This window comes from Salinivibrio sp. PR5 (assembly GCF_001996085.1).
GTDB classification, from domain to species: domain Bacteria; phylum Pseudomonadota; class Gammaproteobacteria; order Enterobacterales; family Vibrionaceae; genus Salinivibrio; species Salinivibrio proteolyticus.
The window spans coordinates 1-19255 of the sequence record NZ_MUFK01000004.1; the positions used below are offsets into that span (position 1 = coordinate 1).

The window sequence follows — 19255 nt, forward strand, 5'->3', positions numbered from 1 at the left end:
CCCTAGAATGTTAAATAGTTGTATATTCTTTAAATTCATTCATCTCCAGCATATCCACTCATCACACAACCAAGCACGCTCATCCCGCCCATAATGAAACAATTCTCCAACAAAAAACAAAAAGCCAGTCATATAGACATAGTTGATCGCCAAAAATCAAAATAAACCACCAAAATAAGCGGACAAAACCATGAAAGCGCAAATAGAGAGTGTCGCTGTCACTTGTTTGACGCCTAGACGAAACATTCGGTATATCTGGCTGTCATGCGCGCTCAGGGATAAGAGCTGTACTGAAGATACGCGCTGAAGAAGTAGTCAAATGACAGGGAGCAATCAAGGATGAAGACAAGAACAACGGCACTGTCTGTTGCCATTGGTCTCGCAGTGGGATCACTTACATTCGCCTCAACCGCTATCGCGGACGAGTCTCAAGAACAAGCGCAAGAACTACAGAAGCTGAAAGTGACGGGTTCGCGTATTACTCGCGCCTCCATGGAGGGCAGTACGCCAGTCGCCGTAATAGGTGAGGCCGAAATTGCACGAGCGGGTGATGTATCCATCGCAGATGTTCTGCGCAAATCAAGCTATAACTCTTTCGGCTCACTAAGCGAAAGTTCAGGTACAAGCGCGCAAAGCCAAGCGACAATGTCACTAAGAGGCCTGGGTGGTAGTCGTACACTGGTTCTCGTTAACGGTAAACGCCTGCCTGGCTCCGCTGCGATGGGGGGCGGCCCTGCCAATATCAACGCGATTCCTGCCGCCTCTGTGGAGCGTATTGAAATCATGGCCGATGGCGGCTCAGCGGTTTACGGCTCTGATGCTGTCGCCGGTGTAGTCAATATCATCCTAAAAGACAACATGGAAGGGCTTAATGTCACTTTCGGGGGCGGAATTCCTGACCGAGAAGGGGGGGACGAGAAAAACGTCTCTATTTCCGGAGGAACCTCGGGGGATAGAGGTAACCTAATGTTCACGTTTGAACATGACAGCAAAGACGAAATCTACCAGCGCGATCGAGATTACTTAAAATCACAAAACACTAGTGCATCAAACTTTGATGACATAAGAGGCGTAAGTGTTTATGGGCGCAATGTATTCCACAACGGAACAATCCAGCCTCTTGCGGGTAGTGTCAGTGGCGGTAAGTGTAACAACGGATTTGTCGGTGAAGCCGTCTATCCAGGCTTGGGCACCGTGTGTGGTTATGATTACACAACGACAGCAGCACAAACAGCGTCTCTTGAGCGGAACACGCTGTTTGTGAATGGCGACTTAGCCTTAACTGATGCCACAACCTTTACATCTCAACTATTGATTAACCGTAACGAAAGCTTCGGTCGTTTTGCGCCTGCAGCAGGGACATTTTCAATAGACCCGACCACAACTGGTGGCGCACAATTCTTTACTGAAAATGGCCTCGATCCTAATCAGGGACCTGCTACTGTCTATTACCGTTTTGATAAAGTCGGCACTCGAGATAATACCGTCACTGATTTCCAAGCGGATCTTAATTTCGCATTGGATGGTTATTTTAATACGGATACATTCGGCGAGGTTATCTGGGAGACAGGTTATCATACCAACTACGCAAAAAGCAGCGAAGCTGGCTCTGGTTACGTGTTCAAAAGCAATGCAGAGCAGCTGGCAAACTCTGGTGAGTTTATTGGCGGGGAGTTCTCGGACAGTGCGACTTCAACCATAGCTGCACCCACTTCTCGTAATACCGAAATGGAAATGCACCAAGTCTCGGGAGGATTGCAGTTTAATATTGCTGAAATCGGCGATATCAACGTTCCACTCTACCTTGGCTCTGAATTTAGCACCTATGATTACTCGGATACTTATGATTCACAGAGTGAATCTGGCAATATTATTGGTAGTGCAGGTAACTCAGCCGCCGGCGATCGTGAGACTTTCGCATTGTTTGCAGAGTCTGTGTTATATCTCACTGAAGATTTAGAGATGAACCTCGCAGCCCGCTACGATGACTATAGCGATTTTGGTAGCGAAATATCACCTAAAATTTCATTCCGTTATCAGCCTAGGGACAACCTAATGTTCCGTGCAGGCGCAGGAATGGGCTTTAGAGCGCCTACTTTAGCAGACTTATACGCAGCGGACGCTCAATCGAGTGACTGGGCTAAAGACTATACTAAATGTACGAATGATGGTACTCCTGAGAGTAAATGTCCTGAGCGCCAATATGACGTAGTTCGCAAGTCTAATAAAGATCTTGACGCCGAACAGTCTGTTTCATTCAACTTTGGCGTAAGTTACAGCCCGATAGAAAATCTTGATTTAGTTGCTGATTATTACAATATCTCTATTGAGGACACTATTGTATTAAACACTCTGCAGTCCATGATTGATCAAGAGCGTTCAACGGGTGTCGCGAATCCAAATATCACACGTGAAGGTGGCCGTATTGTCAGTGCCAACGCGGAGTGGGTTAACTTGGGTACGCTAGATACATCTGGTATCGATCTTAAAGCAAACTACGCGCATGACCTAAATATCGGTAGTATTCGTTACGATTTCAGTGGTACCTATGTGCTTGACTATAGCGAGCCTGAGTTCGTTAATGGTCCGGTTAATAACCAAGTGGGCCGCAATGGACTACCAAAATATCGTTTCCAAACGGGTATTGGATTTAACTACATCGATACTCACGATATCTATTTATCCGCAGATTATATCGACAGCCAAGCTCAAGATATAGACAAGGATTACAACAAGACTGGGCACATCGCCAGCCAAACTACGTGGAATATCGCTTATACCTATCAAGCCCCTTGGGATGGAAGACTCTCTGCAGGCGTGCGTAATCTAACCGATGAGGATCCTTCATTTGAGAGTGATGGTGCCACCTACAACGAAGATTTATACAGCATTCAAGGCCGTGTTTTCTTCTTTAAATATTCTCAAGATTTCTAACTCAAACCTGGCGCGGTTTCGCCGCGCCTTATTTCTCTGCAATTTAACAGGTAACGGATATGGTACGTAAGGGATTAAATAACGCCATTCTCAGTTCTCTGTTGCTGACCAGCTCGTTTGCGATGGCTACTTCTACTAATGACGTTGTGTCGGCGGTAGAAAGTAAAAATAACGCAGGACAAGCATCGCAACAAAAAATTGATCAATACAGCGAACAAACCGATGGCATGCTCGCGGAATATAAAGCGGTTTTACGCCAGCTTGACAGTATGCGTATTTATAATAACCAGCTTGATCGTATGGTGAGTTCGCAAAATAGTGAAGTGGCGTCACTGGAAAAGCAAATTAACCAGATTGATCAGACCGCGATGGAAATTGTTCCGCTGACACTCAAAATGATTGATTCGCTCGATCAATTCGTGCAACTCGATTTACCGTTTCAGCTCAACGAACGCGAAAAACGCATTGCCAGCCTTCGCGAAATGATGGATCGCGCCGATGTCACCACATCAGAAAAATTCCGTCGCGTGCTTGAAGCCTACCAAATCGAAGAAGGCTTCTCTCGTAACATTGAAGCCTACAAAGCCAGCATGGAACGTGACGGCGATGTCAAAACCTATGACTTTCTTCGTGTAGGGCGGACAGCGCTGTTCTATCAGTCACCTGATGGCGCAGAAACGGGTATGTGGAACAAGCAAACCAACCAATGGGAATCACTTCCTGAAGGTTATCGTGATGCGGTTGAGCAAGGTCTGCGTATCGCGAAGAAACAAGCACCACCTGCACTGATTGAGCTACCTGTCTTTACAGGGGAGAAGTAATGATGAAGGGAATCAAGTATCTTCTAACCGGTATCACTGCCCTATCTTTATCGTTAAGCAGTGTACATGCCAACACTTTGGATGAGCTTCTCAACCAAGTGAAGAACGACCGTGTGACCGAGTCACAGCAAAACCGAGAGCGTGAAGCGGCGTTTTTGGCAGATAAAGAAAACCAAGCGGCACTCCTCGCTGAAGCCAAACAGCAATTGGCTTTCGAGACCCAACGCGGCGAGCAACTTAAAGCCACATTCGATGCGAACGATCAGAAACTGGCGGAATTGGCAGATACCTTACGTCAGCGTTCTGGCTCACTAGGTGAAATGTTTGGCGTGGTTCGTCAATTCTCTGGTGAATTTAAAGGTATCTTCCATGCCTCGCAAAACGCTGTGCAATTCCCGAACCGTGATGCACTGCTGACCAAGCTTGCCGAGAGCAAAGAGTTGCCCTCTATCAATGAGCTAGAGCAATTCTGGCAAACGGTGATGGAGCAGATGATCGTATCGGGCGATACCTCGACGGTTCCTGCAACTGTGGTGTATGGCGAGGGCAGCGAAGCGAGCGATGAAGTCACACTCATTGGTGAATTTAACGCCATTGCCAACGGTAAATACCTGACTTACGTCCCTGAGACCGGCAAATTTGAAGAACTCGCCCGCCAGCCAGCTAGCAATATTTTGTCGAACGTGTCTGCATTTGAGTCAGCATCCAGTGCCTACGCGCCACTTTATCTTGATCCGTCACGTGGTGTGATCCTTTCCCTACTGGTGCAAAGCCCTAACGTACAAGAACGTATCGACCAAGGTGGTTTGGTAGGTTACATCATTCTTGTCATGGGTGCGGTTGGTGTCCTCATCGCGCTGTTGTGCTACCTACGCTTATCCGTAATTGGCAGCAAGATGCGTAAACAGAAGAAGAGTGACGCAGTCTTGAAAGACAACCCACTCGGTGAAGTCATCCAAGCCTACAAAGAACACCAAGGCTCCAGCTTAGAAGACTTGGAAGCGAAACTGGATGAAATCATCATGCGCAATGCGCCTAAGATTGAACGCTTTATTGGCTCAATCAAGTTATTTGCATCGGTAGCACCGCTACTCGGCCTGCTCGGTACGGTCATGGGGATGATTGGCACCTTCCAGGCGATTACCTTGTTTGGTACCGGTGATCCCAAGCTAATGGCTGGCGGCATTTCAGAAGCCTTGGTAACTACCATGCTTGGCCTGGTCGTCGCGATTCCGTTGCTGTTCCTCTACACCTTCGTACACAGTAAAGGGCGTCGATTGGTACAAACCCTCGAGGAACAAAGCGCTGGCTTTATTGCACGATATCAGGAAAAGCTTCATACAGCGGAAAGCTAAGGAGATGTCATGCAATGGATACTCTCTGAGTTAGCGTCGATTCGACACTTTCTCGGCATGGGTGGCGATGTATTGGTCGCCATCTTTGTGCTCAGTGTCTTTCTGTGGTGTGCGCTGTTAGAGCGTTGGTTTTACTTTATTTTTGTAGCACCTCGTGCGGCAAAATCGGTAGTCAGCCAATGGCAACAGCGCCCAGAGCATCGCAGTTGGGCAGCGCGAATGATACGGCAAGAGCTGGTTTCAATCCGTGACATAGAAAATAAACGCGGGTTACCCATCGTCAAAGTGTTGATCGCAATGTGCCCTTTATTGGGCTTGTTAGGGACGGTTGTGGGTATGATCCATGTGTTCGATACATTAGCGGTGGTAGGCACAGGGAGTCCTCGGGCGATGGCTTCAGGGATTTCTAAAGCCACTATCCCGACGTTAGCGGGAATGGTCGCCTCCTTGTCCGGTTTGTTTTTCAGCACACGCTTGGATCATCTTGCCAAAACATCAACGCGTAAGCTTGAAGACAAGCTTAAGCATGTCACCTCGTAAAAGGATTTAAGGTAGCGACATGAAACGACGTTATAGCAATGAAGGGAATGATGAAGCGGCGATCGACATGACACCCATGTTGGATATCGTCTTCATTATGTTGATCTTTTTTATCGTCACCACTTCGTTCGTCAAAGAAGCGGGTATTGACGTCAATCGACCCAGTGCGAATACCGCACAGACAGTCAGTAAAGGCAACATCATGGTTGCCGTCGGTCCTGCGGGTGATGTCTGGGTTGATAAACGCCGTGTTGAAGTCGGTGCAGTGCGTGCCAATATTGAGCGCTTGCGTGCAGAAAGCCCAGAAGGCGCGGTCGTCATCCAAGCGGATCAAGAAGCAAGCGCGGGTGTTGTTGTTGACGTCATGGACCAAATCAAAATGGCCGGTGTGGATAGCATCTCGATTGCAGCGAAAAGCAAGGACTAGCGTATGCGTTATTTGGCGTCGATTGTGCTCGCATTATTCGTCTCGCTGGGTTTGTTTTGGGGCATGGATAAAATCGTCAACAAAGAGCGCCATGAGTTAACTGGCGACGAGACTCAGCGAATTATCGAGTTTGTGCGCATCAAACCTGATGAAAAGATCAAAGAAAGAAAGCGTGAGCTTCCAAAGCCTAAGCCACCGAAAAAGCCGCCACCACCACCGGAAATGAAGGTGACATCTACGGTGAAGCCACAGATGGATCAAGTGAAGCTTGATATGCCTAACCTGGACTTGCCGGTGAACATTTCGGGCGGTTCGGTGCTGGGTCACTACAGCCAAGGCGGTGGCGGGATGGCCGGTAATCAGGGACCAACTCCTTTGGCGACCTTCTTACCGCAAATGCCTCGCAAAGCGGCACGAGCAGGGTTAGAAAAAGGGATTGTGTTACTTGAGTTTACCGTCAATGAGCAAGGGGGCGTGGAAGACGTTCAAGTCCTTGAGGAAGACCCGCGCCGTATGGGACTCCGACGAGCCGCGCAAAAAACGGTGCAACAATGGCGGTTTAAGCCCAAGGTTGTAGACGGCAAACCCGTCAAAGCTCGGCTTTCTCAAGAAATAGAGTTTTCGATTAACTAGGACGGCCATCATGAAAAACTCATTAACACGGATGTTGGCTTTAGCGCTGTTTGCTTTGAGCCTTTCAAGCGTGTCCTATGGTGCCAATAACCCGGAGCTATCGGACCGGACGTATCGCACCGTCAATAAAGTGCAAAAGTACATCGCTAACGAAGCCTATCAAGATGCAAAGGCAGAGCTTGAGAGTGCACTCGATCGCAGTGGTAATAAGAAATATGACCAAGCCGTGCTGCTTCAGCAGCTTGGTTATATTTACTCAATTGAAGATAACTACCCGAAAGCGACCGAATACTTTGCACAAGCGCTAAAGATTGATGCTTTGCCTGTGGCTGTCGCACAGCAAGTCAGATACAGCCTGGCGCAGCTCTATATGGTACAGGAGAAATTTGCTAACACGATTTCGCTGATGAAGCAGTGGTTTCGTATTCAACTGAGTGAAGGCGAGGACAAGCCAGATGCCATGAGTTACATGACATTGGCAAGTGCCTATGTCCAACAAGAGCAGTTTAAGCAAGCGATCCCCGAGATAAAGCAGGCCATCGCCCTCAGCGATAAGCCGAGTGAGTCTTGGTATATGATGCTGATGTCTGCCTATTACCAAACCAATGATTTAGCAAACACCGCCAACGTCCTGACCACGTTGACCGAGCTATTCCCAGAGAAAAAACAGTATTGGAAGCAACTGTCGGGAATAGAAATGGAGCGCGGAAAGGATGGTAAAGCACTGGCAGCGCTTGAGTCCGCTTATAAGCTCGGCTTGCTCGATGAGGAAAAAGAAATTCTCAGGCTCACTGACTTTTTAGCCTATCAATCTATTCCTTTTCGCGCCGCCACGACATTGGCCAAGGAGATAGAAAAGGGCACGGTAGAAAAAACCAGTGAGCACTTGGACAAGCTCGGCCAGTATTGGCACCAAGCGAAAGAACTTACCAAAGCGATTAACAGTTATCGTGCAGCTTATACGTTGGACGCCGATCCGAAAACCAAACTCAAGATCGCTCGCTTAATGATCCAAGACCAACAGTACAAGAACATTATTGACTTTGCGTCGGATAAACAGGGCGTTCCCTTCAATGTTGCTGCTGAACTGGAGTACTTAAAAGGGATGGCCTACTTCGAGTTGGAGAATAACGCTGCTGCACTTAAAGCCATGCAACAAGCGGCGAAGTCGAACGAACTTAAACCCATGGCTTCCCCTTGGATAGCGTTCTTAACGAATAGCTAACCATGGCAACAACACTGCTTTTCTTTTTTGCCGAGCCTCTTTGTTGCTCGGCTTTTTTACCCTCATGGACTGAGCACGACCCCTATTGAAAAGGAAAAGGAAAACGACAATGAAAACTCCCGCACTCAGTGCCGCGGCGTTAGCCATGACTCTAGGCACAGCACACGGCGCCGATCACACCGATCCCTTTTTATGGCTGGAAGAGGTTGAGAGCGAGCAAGCCCTTACTTGGGTAAAAAAACAGAATGCCTCAACAAACGACATTCTTACTCACCACCCAAGCTATCCGACCTTCTACCAAGATAGCCTTGATGTATTAAATGCCAGTGACCGTCTCGCCTATCCGTCTCGTCGTGGCGACTACTATTACAACTTTTGGCAGGATGATACCCATATCAAAGGTATCTATCGACGCACCACGCCCGACAGTTATGCCAAAGCAAAGCCTGAATGGGAAACCGTCATTGATGTCGATGCACTCGCCAAAGCAGAAGGTGAAGACTGGGTACTTAAGGGCGTCGATTGCTATGCACCTGCCTACCAACGCTGCATGGTGGCACTCTCGCGCGGTGGCGCCGACGCCACGGTTAAACGCGAGTTCGACCTCACCACCAAACAATTTATTGCCGATGGCTTTTCACTCAGCGAAGCCAAAAGCGACATTACCTGGTTGGATAATGATCACTTACTCGTGGCAACGGATTTTGGTGAAGGAACACTGACAGATTCAGGCTATCCACGCCTGGTCAAAAAATGGCAACGTGGTACCTCACTCAAAGACGCACCTGTGGTTTATGAAGGGAACCCTCGCTCCGTCTCCGTCGGTATGTTTACATTGCGAGATGCCCACTCAAGGATGACACTTGTCCGTGAAGGCGAAACCTTTTATCGCCAACAAACATTCTGGCTCGACAAAAACACCCTGCGCCCCCTGACTCTGCCCGCTGACAGTGAGATCCTCGGCTACTTTGAAGGCGCTTTGTTCTTCCAGCTCAAGTCAGACTTGCACCAAGGCGACACCCATTTCCGACAGGGCAGCATCCTCTCCGCTGCGCTGACTGACCTAACGACAGAACAGCCACGCTATCAAGCATTTCTTGTCCCCGACACCAAAACCAGTATCGAGTCCGTTGACTTTACGGCACGCCATATCATTGTCAGCGAGCTAAATGATGTCAGTTCACGTATTCGCGTGTTGCATAAAGACGCCAAAGGGGATTGGCAACAAAAGCCTGTCGAGCTCGAAAAAAACACCCATATGCGTGTATTCAACACCTCGCCAGAACATGATGACTTTTTCGTTGACGTGGCAAGCTTCTTGACGCCACCTTCTATCTACCGGGTAGACGCTCAGTCGCATGAGACGCGACGTCTAAAGTCAACGCCACCTAAGTTTGACGCTAATGATTTAGTCGTCGAGCAACACTTTGCGACCTCTAAAGATGGCACACAAGTCCCCTACTTTTTAGTGGCCTCTAAAGCCTTGAAACGCGATGGTAAAAATCCAACCTTGTTGTACGGATACGGTGGCTTTGAAGTGAGCTTAACGCCCCACTACAGCGCGTTACTTGGTAAAAACTGGCTAGAAAAAGGTGGGGTTTATGTCCTCGCCAACATTCGTGGTGGCGGAGAGTATGGCCCTGCTTGGCACCTTGCGGCACTCAAACATCAAAGACATAAAGCCTACCAAGATTTTGAGGCCGTCGCAGAAGATGTGATTGGCAAAAAAATCACCACACCTGCCCACCTTGGTATTCAAGGCGGTAGCAATGGTGGCCTGCTGGTCGGCGCTGCCGTAACACGTCGTCCAGAGCTGTATCAAGCCGTGGTTTGCCAGGTGCCATTGTTAGACATGAAACGTTTTAATAAGCTACTGGCAGGCGCCAGTTGGATGGCGGAATATGGCAACCCTGATACCGAAGCAGATTGGGCCTATCTTAAAACGTACTCGCCCTATCACAACCTCAGTCAGGATACCGCTTATCCTCGCGTGCTATTCACCACCTCAACCCGCGATGACAGAGTTCATCCTGCTCACGCACGTAAAATGGTGGCCAAAATGCAGGCGATGGGCCACGACGTACTTTACTATGAAAACATGGAAGGGGGTCATGCGGGCGCCTCAAACAACGCGACCCGTGCTGCCATGTATGCCAGAACCTATACCTATCTCGCAAGCCAGCTGGCTTTACGCACCGATAACGACTAATGCCCTTACGTGAAGAGGGTTGGTAATTTCCAGCAATCCTCTACAATTGGTTGGGTTATGCCGAGCATGCAAATGCTCGGCTTTTTTTACCCTTTTAACCCAAAGAGTGCCTGATGGAGTCTGTCTCTCGCGCGAAGCGCTTGTTTTCTACCACCCTGCCCATGCTATTCGGGGTGCTGTCACTGATGAGTTTTCAGTTAGTCGACAGTGCATTTATCGGCCAACTTGGGGTGCTTCCCCTTGCTGCGCAAGGCTTTACCTTGCCCATTCAAATGATCATTATCGGGATTCAGGTCGGGTTAGGTATTGCCACGACCGCGGTCATTTCACGCGCTCTCGGCGCGGATAAATGCGATTACGCCAAGCAACTCGGCGGCTTAATTCTCCTGATAGGGACCCTCGGTGTCGCGGGTTTCGCCCTGCTTTTGTATGCGCTACGTCACCCGATATTAATGCTACTCGATGCCCCTCAGAGCGTGTTTCCGGTGATTGATAGTTATTGGATTATTTGGCTGGTCAGCGCTTGGGCGGGGGCGGTGCTGTATTTCTTTTACAGTATTGCGCGGGCCAACGGAAACACCTTGCTGCCCGGCTCCATGATGGTGGTCACTAGCCTGTTAAACTTGGTCCTCGATCCTGTGTTCATTTTCTGGCTCGATTGGGGCATAAATGGCGCCGCCGTCGCAACCCTGATCGCTTTTGGTAGCGGTGTGGTCATTGTCGCGCCACGGGTTATTCGCAAAGGTTGGATCTCGATGGCGTGGCACGATTTAGACATTGCCAAAAGCGTCAAATCCATCGGCCACATTATGGGGCCGGCGATGATAAGCCAGCTGCTACCGCCCGTCTCGTCCATGGTGGCAACCAAGCTACTCGCCGGCTTTGGTCCTGAGGCAGTTGCGGCATGGGCGGTGGGATCTCGCTTTGAATTTTTTGCGATTGTATCTGTGCTTGCATTAACCATGTCGATGCCACCTATGGTGGGTCGCCTACTGGGTAAAGGCGATCTCACCGAGATCCGTCATTTGGTGAAACTGGCCTGTCAGTTTGTCTTAGGCTTTCAATTTCTGATCGCTGTAGTGACCTGGTTTGCCGCCGATCCACTCGCCCAACTCATGACTAGCGATCAGCAAGTGACTGACATTTTGCATTGGCACCTGACCTTAGTGCCGTTTAGCTTAGGTGCTTTGGGCGTATGCATGTTGATGGTCTCCATTACTAATGCATTAGGCCGTTCATACACTGCCTTGACCATCTCCGCCCTTCGTCTGTTCGCATTTTTCTTGCCATGCTTATGGTTGGGCGCACAACTGGCTGAGTTATATGGCTTATTTGTGGGCGCTTTAGTCGGCAATATTCTCGCTGGCGCAGTGGCTTATGGTATGTATCGACGCGCAATGGCTAAGCTTATGGCGCGCGAATCCCTCTAAACTGACTCAACAGTCACCGCTATCATCGACTGGATACCACTAAAAAGCCCGCCACAACAGGGCGGGCTCACAAGCACAATGCGCTTAGCGCATGCGGGACTAATAACCCAGCTTGGCAAGTGTCGCTTGAATATCTTTGCCTTCACCGCCAGAGAGCGTTTTCACCGCAAGGTTAGGACGGTTGGTGAAAAAGCCATCCACACCACGGTCACGATAGCGCTCAAAGTCTACCGCTTGATCCACGGTGTAAACATGCATCAGCAAGTCTTTCTCATGGCTCATCTCTACCATCCAAGGTGCTGCAAGCTCCATGTAGCTAAACTGGCTTGACCATGCATCATCGTGCTGCGTTTGGATAGTGGATGGACCCACACCGATCGCGCCATGCTGTTTGGCATAATCCAACCATTCTGCGTAGCCTTCTTTCGAAGCCACTTCTTGGCGCGCATAGTATTGGGCGTAAGACTCATCGTCTGCTTTCGGCGCACTGTCCTTGGTGGGAATGTAGCCATCACCCGCCCAAAGCAGCAAGATTTTTGGCACGGTTGGCATCACACTTTGCAGCGTTTCAAGGCTCGATTTATTAAAAGTTTGTAGGATCACTTTGCCCTTGGCATCGTCATCTAGCCAGCCATGCTTGGTCAAATCGTCTTTCAAATCTTTCTCAATGCCTGGGAAGAACTCCGGCACCTTGGTCTCGATATACAGACCGGGCTGATGCGCACAGCCTTCAGCGATTTCACGCACTTGGTCTAAAGTAACAAGCTTCAAGCCACGGAAGCTTTCACGCGCGCGCTCTGGGTATGATTCATTAAACCAGCTACCCGCATCCAGTTTTTCCAGCTCTGCCCATGTAAAGGTATTGACCGGATCGTCGGCGCGCTCAGGGTAGACCGTCTCGATATTAGTATTGCGCTTGAGGTTATCGTCATGCACAGCAATCAATTTGCCGTCTTTGGTGCGCTGCAGATCAAGCTCGAGGTAATCGGCACCCACTTCACACGCGAGCTGATACGCGGGCAGCGTGGACTCGGGGGCGTTGTAGGAATCACCACGGTGGGCAATAACGGCGTGATCGGCAATGCCAAGCTTTTCGCTAAGCGCACTGTCACTGGCTTGAACTGAAGAAGAGAAAGATAAGGCACTGGCCACACTCAGTGCGGCAACGGTCAAGCTCAGGGTCGCTTTTGATGTTATATTCAACGGGTACTCCTTAATGTCGTTGAAATTGGCGAGATAATTAAACGCTTGTTCAATTATCGAGACAGCATAGCAAAAGCCTGATTTAAAGAGAAAACAAACTCAAAACGCCCACCGAAAAAGGTGGGCGTTAGCACGATTAAGAGGCCAGCGGCCAAAGTGACTCAACCGCCTGCAATGGGCGTTGGTCTGGGTTAGAGAGATAGTGCGGGCGTGGCGGTAAACCACTAAATGGCGTCACCGGTTTATTCTCCACACTGTTATAAACAAACATTAAAATCGAGCGTGGATCATTGGCGATATTATCAGGTGAACCGTGCATTAAGTTGCAGTCATGGAACACCAAGGTTCCAGCTTTACCCGTGACGGAGGCAACGCCATTATCATCGAGCAACGTCTCCATGGTCTCTGGTTTAGGCACGCCCAGCATTTGTTTTTTCAGCGACTGCTGATAGTTTTTCTCGCCGGTACTGCCTTCACAAGACACATAGTGATAATGCGAGCCAGGGATGACGTACAACGGCCCATTGTGCTCGGTGTTATCCGTGAGCATCAGCCAGACGGTAACCGCTCGCATCCGTGGCATTCCATCCTCAACGTGCCAAGTCTCGAAGTCAGAATGCCAAGGAAACGACTTACCTTTAAACGCTGGTTTAATATTGACGCGTGATTGCATCAAATACGCGTCCGAGCCCAAAATTTGTCGTACTTTATTGAGAATGCGCGGATCGCGCGAGAAGCGATCAATTAAGTCACTGTAGGCAAAAGGTTTAAAAATGGTGCGCAGCTCGTCGCTATCCGGCTCGGTATATAGCTCTTCATGGCCGGTCATATCATCACGTAGGCGGGTAATCTCGCGTTTAAGTGGTGCCACCATTTCCGGCATATAGTCATTCATCACCAAAAAGCCTTGGCGCTCAAACGTATCCAGCTCTTGCTGGCTTAAGCTATGCGGTACCTTGGGTTGCACACGGCCGTAAACAACCGGATCTAAGCGTGGGGAAAGCGTTTCTTTACCATTGACGCGTGAGGGATATACATCGGCTATCGCTGCCATTATTGACACCTCCTTCATGTCATTCTTTTTCTGGTGATATCTTCTCTCTTTTTGGGGCCCCAAACGGGCATTGAGTGGAATACAGTTCCATATCGGGGCGACTCGATAGAAATCAACCCCGAAACGAATTGCGGGAGCAGCCTAACAGGTTAGCAAGCGAGAGTGAACCTTTGTCATCGTGTTCACGAAAAAGGTATCCCCTTATTTTTACAGTGAAAAACGAATCGGCACTGTGACGGTGATTGTCAGCCCTGGCAAGGCATCTGGCGGCGTCGGCAACGGGGACGCACGCTGTACCAGCGCCTTAGCCTCTTCGTCCAAACTCTCAAAGTGGCTCGAGGTTTGGAGTTTGACCGATTGAACCTCGCCTTGGCGATTGACGGTAAAGGTTACCCGAGGCGAGCCTTGCTGCTTAAGTCGCCGAGCAAATCGAGGATAGCGCTTATAGTGCGCCAAATGCGCGTGAACCCGTCGCTGCCAATTCAACTTGGCAACCTTCCCCTTTACGGTTAGCTGTCCTTGCGCTGGGCCAGTCACTTTTTCACTGTGTGTTGGCGCGTCAACATGTTTCGGCGCACTCGCCTCTTTCGCGACCGACGACGCACGTGACGTTTTGGGACTTTCCTTTGGTTTAGGGCGAGGCTCAGTCGTTTGCACCTTGTGGGTCTCAACCGTCTTTTTCGTCTCTACCGCTTTAGGCGGCTTCTTGGCAGAACGTGAGACAGACTGCGGCTGTTTTTGGACTTGCGCATTTTTCTCATCTTCAACCACAGGCGTCGCGTTTGGCGTCGGTATCACTTTTTCCGCCACCGTCTCAGATGCATCAGCAGGCTGACTGGCGCGTTGCGGTTTGCCCTCTTTCACATCGTGCTTTTCCACCTTTGGGGCAGACACTTCTGGTGCGATGACAGAAATAGCAATCGGCACCGCGGCGGGAGGCGGTGCGAGCGTGCGCGCTGGTGTCCAAAAGTACGCGATCGCCACTCCAAAATGGAGACTGACGCTCACTAGCGCCCCCATCAACCAGACTTTTCGCGTGCGGTCTAACTCAAAGCCTTGCGGCAACCCAGCCAATACCGTCATGAGGAACTCGATGCTGACTGCGCAATACCCACCAGCCCGACTTGCTGATAACCCGCTTGACTAAGCGTATTAATCACTTCCAACAGTGACTGATAAGGCAAGGTTTTATCGGCCCGCAAATATAAACGGGTTTGTTTGTTCGCCACCCATAGAGGCAACTTCTGACTGGCTTCTTCAAGGGAAAACGCAGGATGCTCGTCAACTTGCAACATTTGTCCAGAGCCTACAGACAAATACACAGGCTGACTGGGCGAGGCATTCGGCTTCGCCGAAGAGGTGGGTAAATCCACCGGCACGCTGACGGTTGCAAGCGGGGCCGCAACCATAAAAATGATCAATAACACCAACATCACATCGATAAATGGTGTCACATTAATCTCATGGTTTTCTTGTAGTTCATGGTCTGACGAGGAAAATTGAAAGCTCATCTTTCTACCCTGCCTGTCGCCACGCAAGTTCAGTTTGCGCATTGCGCTCACTGTCGAGATCACGGCTCACCAGCACCAAAATAGCCACCGCTAAATCCCCCATTTGAGCACGATACGCAGCCAATGCACGGGTAAAATAGTTGTAAACAATCACAGCTGGGATCGCCGCAACCAAGCCAAGAGCCGTTGCCAGTAGGGCTTCAGCAATCCCGGGAGCCACCACGGCTAAATTAGTCGTTTGCGTATGCGCAATGCCAATAAACGCATTCATGATCCCCCACACGGTACCAAACAGCCCCACAAAGGGAGCCACGGACCCGATCGATGCCAGCACCCCTGTGCCACGATTCATCATGCTAGCCTGTGCCACCTGTACCCGCTCCAACCGTGCTTGTACCCGCTCTTTAACGCCTTGACCGACTGCATCTACTTGTTCGGATAGGGCAAGCTCGGTTTGCGCCGCACTGAGAAACGCCAGCCCAGTGCCCTGGTGAGACGATGCCGCCGCTTTGGCCGACGCAAAGCTTTCAGCGTGAGCACAAAGTGACACCAGTGGCGCTAAGCGGCGACGCGCACGACCGAGTTGCCACTGCTTAGTGACAAGCACAGCCCATGTCACGCCTGAAGCCGCCAGCAATATCAGCATGACCGCTTTGACGATAGGATCCGCAGCCTGATACATACCGAGCGGAGACAGTGCATCAACGGACAAATGGGTGGCCTGCGAGCCTGAAGCGGTCACCACTGACCCGCTCTCCGCTGGTGCCGTGGATTCACTCGCCTGCACATGCACCGTGATGACCAAGAGCCACAGTCCCAGCCCTATCCAATATCGCTTCATTTTGAGTCCTTATTATCCATGCGTAATACGCCATATCGGTTATCTACCCGCTATACCGAACGAATAACGAAAACCCGTAACCGCGTCGTTAAAATTTTGCTTTTAGCATCAATTTAATGGTGCGCCCTGGCGCCGGTACACTGGAACGCACCAGTGGGTCAATGTGGTAGACATCGGTTAAATTGGTCCCTACGACTTCAAGCGCGATGTGGCGTGATAACTGATAATTGGCAAATGCATCAAACGTTAAGGTATCGTCGCGCTGGACCACCTCATCTGACTTGGCTTTGGCAAGGTACGCGCCTTTGACCCCAGCTTCTAACTGACGATTGAAAAAGCGATGGCCCAGTTGCAGCGACGTCGACCACGCTGGGGGGACTTGCGATTCTAAATATCCGCCAGGAAAACCGCCAAACAGACAATTGCGATAATATTCTGGCTCGTCGGGGCGATAACGTGTGACGACGGAGCTCTCATCACAGACTTGATTGGTGAGCATGTAAGCGCCATTTAAATCGGCAAACCAATCACCGTCATCGTAGTTCGCTTGCAGCTCCAATCCTGCCAGCGTCTGCGAATCAATATTGCTAAAGCGCAGCATGTCATCTCGCTCGATCACGTTTTCAGTGAGGTGGTGAAAGTAAGCCAGTTTCAGATCACCGTGAGTAAAATGATGAATGTAGCCTAACTCGTGATTCACCGTTGCTTCGGGTTTGAGGCTGGTATACGCATTATTTAACGCGGAAAAGCTAAGCGTGCTTTCAAAGAGGCTTGGAAAGCGCAACATTTGGCTGTAGCGGTAGTAAATACGGTCTTGCGGCGTAGGAGAAAATGCCACGGAGGCAAACGGTGACCAACCCTGCCCGTGATCGTGTGTTTTGGGACGCATGTTCACTTTGGTATTCAATTGATTGGTCGCACGACACGTCCCTTCAATGTAGTTGTCGGGTAATAGTCCATTAGCGGGGTCACAGGGATTTTGCGCACGGCTATATTTACCGTTTCCATCATGTAACCAAGCTTGTGTGCGCTCTTCAATTTCACCTTCTTCGCGCAGCTTGGCTTCTTCTTCAGCAAGATCAGCCAATATCTGGCTCTCAGGGAACCCAAAATCCTCCAGCATTCTACGATAACTGTCCAGTATCGCCTGAATTTCAGCCTCACTCAGGAACACTCGCACTTTATAGCTGGCTTCAAGCCCCGGCGAGACAGCCTGCTGCGTGAACAGGGTATCGCCCCCTTCGGCTTGGCGCGCGGCAAGGAAGTCATCTTTAACATCAAAGCCTTGAAACTTCACACCAGCGTTAAGCGTCCATTGGGTATGTGGCTGCCAAGTGGCTTGTAAGCTGGCATCAAATTCTTGATAGGTCCCTTCTTGTGGAAAGTGCACCCAACCATCGGCTTTGTTCGCATCATAAGTATCATCAGAACGTTGCTCTCGATATTGATATCGTCCTGCCGTAGTCAGAGATAAGGTGTCACTGAACGCCATGGTATTGCTGATATTCACGCCAATACGGCTATCTTTTGCATTAGACGCAGCAGTATTACGCAACAGAGTGCTGTAGCCCGGTAACAGGTCATGGTTATTGGCATAGTTAGGAAACCCACCTCGGGTATTGGTATCGCTGACGGTGTAGGTGGTCCACAACTTGGCCGTTAAATCAATCCAAGGGTCCTTTGGCGACCAGTGATAATCAAGGTTGTAAGCTTGGGCACGCACGCGGCTAAGTGGCCATTGCGCCATTTTATTGCCATCAATTAAGTCACCAGAGCGACTTGCCATGATTTCACCATACTCGGCATCGGTGTAGCGCGCGCCAAGGCTCAATTGCTGCGCGCTCTCGAAAAGGAATGTACTTTTCAGCAACACAGATTCGGTTTCGCTGGACGTGTTAGGAATTTCCGCGCCCGGCAGATGGCGCAGCGCCAAGGTCTCTGGATCGACCTTGGTCATATAGGCTTCTTTCGAATCGCCGCTTTTATAAAAACCACTATCATGTTTTCCCCCATAATAATTGCCTTTATAGCGATAAGCGTAAGCAGCCAACCATTCCATGCTTTCGTCTCGTTTTGCCAGCGCAAGACGGTAAGCGTAGTCATCCCCGGAGAAAGGATTGTTGTTTTTGTTGTGGCTCATCGGCTGCCACAGCGAAGGATCGGCGTAAGGGTATTGGGGCGTGGACGGAAACCCGTCGACGTCGCGATAATCTTGCCCTGTGTATAAGGTCCCTAACGTGGGCGCAACCGCATTGTTGCTTCCTTCAATCAAGAACTCACCGCCAAAGTCTTTTCCCGGCAGCAAAATATCTTGCGCTGAGAGGGTATTGACGACCACCGCACCGCCTGTGGATGTTTTGACATTCGCCACAGTATTGGGGCCTTTGATGACCTGCACACCACCAATTAAGTTGGGGTCTATATAACTGCGATTCGAGACACCACGATATCCACGCCAGACAGTCAGCCCTTGCTCTGTACCATCGATGAGGACAGGCACACGACCCGGCCCTTGAACACCTCGAATATTTGGGTCAATGCCTCCGCCGTTGCGCGCATCACCACTGTACACATTGGGCATACCTTTAAAGAGATCAGCCGCATCTTTACCTTTATATCGCTCAACCTCTTTTTACTCGCGTACACCGTTGACCGGTTGTCATCGTAAACAGCATATTTACCCGCTTCATCGCGACTAATCTCCCCTTCCGAAAACGACACATCTAGGGTATCGAGCGTCAGCGACTCTGTGCTGTCGGTAATTTGATAGCTGCCATCGGCTTGTCGGTGTGCCGTCAAACCTGTACTGGTCAGTAGGGTGTTGAGGCCTTGCTCTGGAGTAAACTGTCCGTCGAGCCCCGCACTGTAAAAACCTTCGGACAAACGCGCATCCAGATGAAATTCGATACCCGATGCCAGCGCAAAGGCTTTTAATACCGCATCAAGCTCTCCGGCGGGGATCTGGTAGGTATTTACCGTGTCTGTTTGGGCATAAACGGGAGAATAAAAAGGCATGCCCAAGGTTAACGATAGACATAATATCGATGACTGCAGTTTCACAATACGGCTCCA

Annotated in this window: 16 protein-coding genes; 9 read left to right on the forward strand and 7 right to left on the reverse strand. The window is 50.0% G+C overall.

Translation table 11 applies throughout. The annotated features are described in order from the left end of the window. Positions 1-339 precede the first annotated feature (339 nt). The 9 genes from BZG82_RS02580 to BZG82_RS02620 all read left to right on the forward strand — a co-directional run bounded on the left by BZG82_RS02580 (position 340) and on the right by BZG82_RS02620 (position 11574). The gene (locus BZG82_RS02580) at positions 340-2934 is read left to right on the forward strand and encodes a TonB-dependent receptor plug domain-containing protein (RefSeq protein WP_077765101.1); all 2595 of its coding nucleotides are present in this window, start codon (positions 340-342) and stop codon (positions 2932-2934) included. Positions 2935-2993: 59 nt separating this feature from the next. Then, complete coding sequence (locus BZG82_RS02585; RefSeq protein WP_077455043.1) at positions 2994-3755, forward strand: DUF3450 domain-containing protein; 762 nt, start codon at positions 2994-2996, stop codon at positions 3753-3755. A gap of 2 nt (positions 3756-3757) precedes the next feature. After that, entirely contained in the window at positions 3758-5110 is a 1353-nt protein-coding gene (locus BZG82_RS02590; RefSeq protein WP_069589053.1) for a MotA/TolQ/ExbB proton channel family protein, read from the forward strand. A 9-nt stretch (positions 5111-5119) separates the two neighbouring features. Continuing rightward, positions 5120-5650 carry a MotA/TolQ/ExbB proton channel family protein gene (locus tag BZG82_RS02595; protein WP_069588959.1) on the forward strand — a complete coding sequence of 177 codons (531 nt, stop codon included), beginning with the start codon at positions 5120-5122 and terminating at the stop codon, positions 5648-5650. A gap of 19 nt (positions 5651-5669) precedes the next feature. Next, positions 5670-6077 carry an ExbD/TolR family protein gene (locus BZG82_RS02600; protein WP_069588961.1) on the forward strand — a complete coding sequence of 136 codons (408 nt, stop codon included), beginning with the start codon at positions 5670-5672 and terminating at the stop codon, positions 6075-6077. Positions 6078-6080: 3 nt separating this feature from the next. Further along, positions 6081-6710 (forward strand): energy transducer TonB, encoded by a 630-nt coding sequence (locus BZG82_RS02605; protein ID WP_077479776.1) that lies wholly within the window; start codon positions 6081-6083, stop codon positions 6708-6710. Positions 6711-6720: 10 nt separating this feature from the next. After that, entirely contained in the window at positions 6721-7935 is a 1215-nt protein-coding gene (locus tag BZG82_RS02610; RefSeq protein ID WP_108742948.1) for a tetratricopeptide repeat protein, read from the forward strand. A gap of 109 nt (positions 7936-8044) precedes the next feature. After that, positions 8045-10144 (forward strand): prolyl oligopeptidase family serine peptidase, encoded by a 2100-nt coding sequence (locus tag BZG82_RS02615; protein ID WP_077765103.1) that lies wholly within the window; start codon positions 8045-8047, stop codon positions 10142-10144. A 113-nt stretch (positions 10145-10257) separates the two neighbouring features. Then, entirely contained in the window at positions 10258-11574 is a 1317-nt protein-coding gene (locus BZG82_RS02620) for an MATE family efflux transporter (protein WP_077765104.1), read from the forward strand. A gap of 99 nt (positions 11575-11673) precedes the next feature. Here BZG82_RS02620 and BZG82_RS02625 read toward each other — a convergent pair whose 3' ends face one another. The 7 genes from BZG82_RS02625 to BZG82_RS16310 form a co-directional block, all read right to left on the reverse strand. After that, a complete protein-coding gene (locus tag BZG82_RS02625; protein ID WP_077662575.1) occupies positions 11674-12777 on the reverse strand; it encodes a glycerophosphodiester phosphodiesterase in 1104 nt (367 codons plus the stop codon). A 136-nt stretch (positions 12778-12913) separates the two neighbouring features. Further along, positions 12914-13831 (reverse strand): phytanoyl-CoA dioxygenase family protein, encoded by a 918-nt coding sequence (locus tag BZG82_RS02630; protein ID WP_077765105.1) that lies wholly within the window; start codon positions 13829-13831, stop codon positions 12914-12916. Between the two features lie 207 nt (positions 13832-14038). After that, positions 14039-14914, reverse strand: a complete 876-nt coding sequence (locus tag BZG82_RS02635) for an energy transducer TonB (protein WP_077765106.1) — start codon at positions 14912-14914, stop codon at positions 14039-14041. Further along, positions 14911-15342 (reverse strand): biopolymer transporter ExbD, encoded by a 432-nt coding sequence (locus tag BZG82_RS02640; protein ID WP_077479783.1) that lies wholly within the window; start codon positions 15340-15342, stop codon positions 14911-14913. Before BZG82_RS02640 ends, BZG82_RS02635 begins: the two co-directional genes overlap by 4 nt. Positions 15343-15346: 4 nt before the next feature. Continuing rightward, positions 15347-16183 carry a tonB-system energizer ExbB gene (gene exbB / locus BZG82_RS02645; protein ID WP_077662572.1) on the reverse strand — a complete coding sequence of 279 codons (837 nt, stop codon included), beginning with the start codon at positions 16181-16183 and terminating at the stop codon, positions 15347-15349. Positions 16184-16271: 88 nt separating this feature from the next. Beyond that, the gene (locus BZG82_RS02650; RefSeq protein ID WP_077765107.1) at positions 16272-18764 is read right to left on the reverse strand and encodes a TonB-dependent receptor domain-containing protein; all 2493 of its coding nucleotides are present in this window, start codon (positions 18762-18764) and stop codon (positions 16272-16274) included. Further along, complete coding sequence (locus tag BZG82_RS16310; protein WP_131826224.1) at positions 18647-19243, reverse strand: STN domain-containing protein; 597 nt, start codon at positions 19241-19243, stop codon at positions 18647-18649. Before BZG82_RS16310 ends, BZG82_RS02650 begins: the two co-directional genes overlap by 118 nt. Positions 19244-19255: the final 12 nt, after the last annotated feature.

What these genes read in the sequence shown, in the direction of transcription:
- BZG82_RS02600 (WP_069588961.1), top strand. Translation starts at nt 5,670, where the DNA reads ATGAAACGACGTTATAGCAATGAAGGGAATGATGAAGCGGCGATCGAC.
- BZG82_RS02605 (WP_077479776.1), top strand. Translation starts at nt 6,081, where the DNA reads ATGCGTTATTTGGCGTCGATTGTGCTCGCATTATTCGTCTCGCTGGGT.
- BZG82_RS02585 (WP_077455043.1), top strand. Translation starts at nt 2,994, where the DNA reads ATGGTACGTAAGGGATTAAATAACGCCATTCTCAGTTCTCTGTTGCTG.
- BZG82_RS02650 (WP_077765107.1), bottom strand. Translation starts at nt 18,764, where the DNA reads ATGCCCAATGTGTACAGTGGTGATGCGCGCAACGGCGGAGGCATTGAC.
- BZG82_RS02590 (WP_069589053.1), top strand. Translation starts at nt 3,758, where the DNA reads ATGAAGGGAATCAAGTATCTTCTAACCGGTATCACTGCCCTATCTTTA.
- BZG82_RS02610 (WP_108742948.1), top strand. Translation starts at nt 6,721, where the DNA reads ATGAAAAACTCATTAACACGGATGTTGGCTTTAGCGCTGTTTGCTTTG.
- BZG82_RS02635 (WP_077765106.1), bottom strand. Translation starts at nt 14,914, where the DNA reads ATGACGGTATTGGCTGGGTTGCCGCAAGGCTTTGAGTTAGACCGCACG.
- BZG82_RS02640 (WP_077479783.1), bottom strand. Translation starts at nt 15,342, where the DNA reads ATGAGCTTTCAATTTTCCTCGTCAGACCATGAACTACAAGAAAACCAT.
- BZG82_RS02615 (WP_077765103.1), top strand. Translation starts at nt 8,045, where the DNA reads ATGAAAACTCCCGCACTCAGTGCCGCGGCGTTAGCCATGACTCTAGGC.
- BZG82_RS02620 (WP_077765104.1), top strand. Translation starts at nt 10,258, where the DNA reads ATGGAGTCTGTCTCTCGCGCGAAGCGCTTGTTTTCTACCACCCTGCCC.
- BZG82_RS02595 (WP_069588959.1), top strand. Translation starts at nt 5,120, where the DNA reads ATGCAATGGATACTCTCTGAGTTAGCGTCGATTCGACACTTTCTCGGC.
- BZG82_RS02580 (WP_077765101.1), top strand. Translation starts at nt 340, where the DNA reads ATGAAGACAAGAACAACGGCACTGTCTGTTGCCATTGGTCTCGCAGTG.
- exbB (WP_077662572.1), bottom strand. Translation starts at nt 16,183, where the DNA reads ATGAAGCGATATTGGATAGGGCTGGGACTGTGGCTCTTGGTCATCACG.
- BZG82_RS02630 (WP_077765105.1), bottom strand. Translation starts at nt 13,831, where the DNA reads ATGGCAGCGATAGCCGATGTATATCCCTCACGCGTCAATGGTAAAGAA.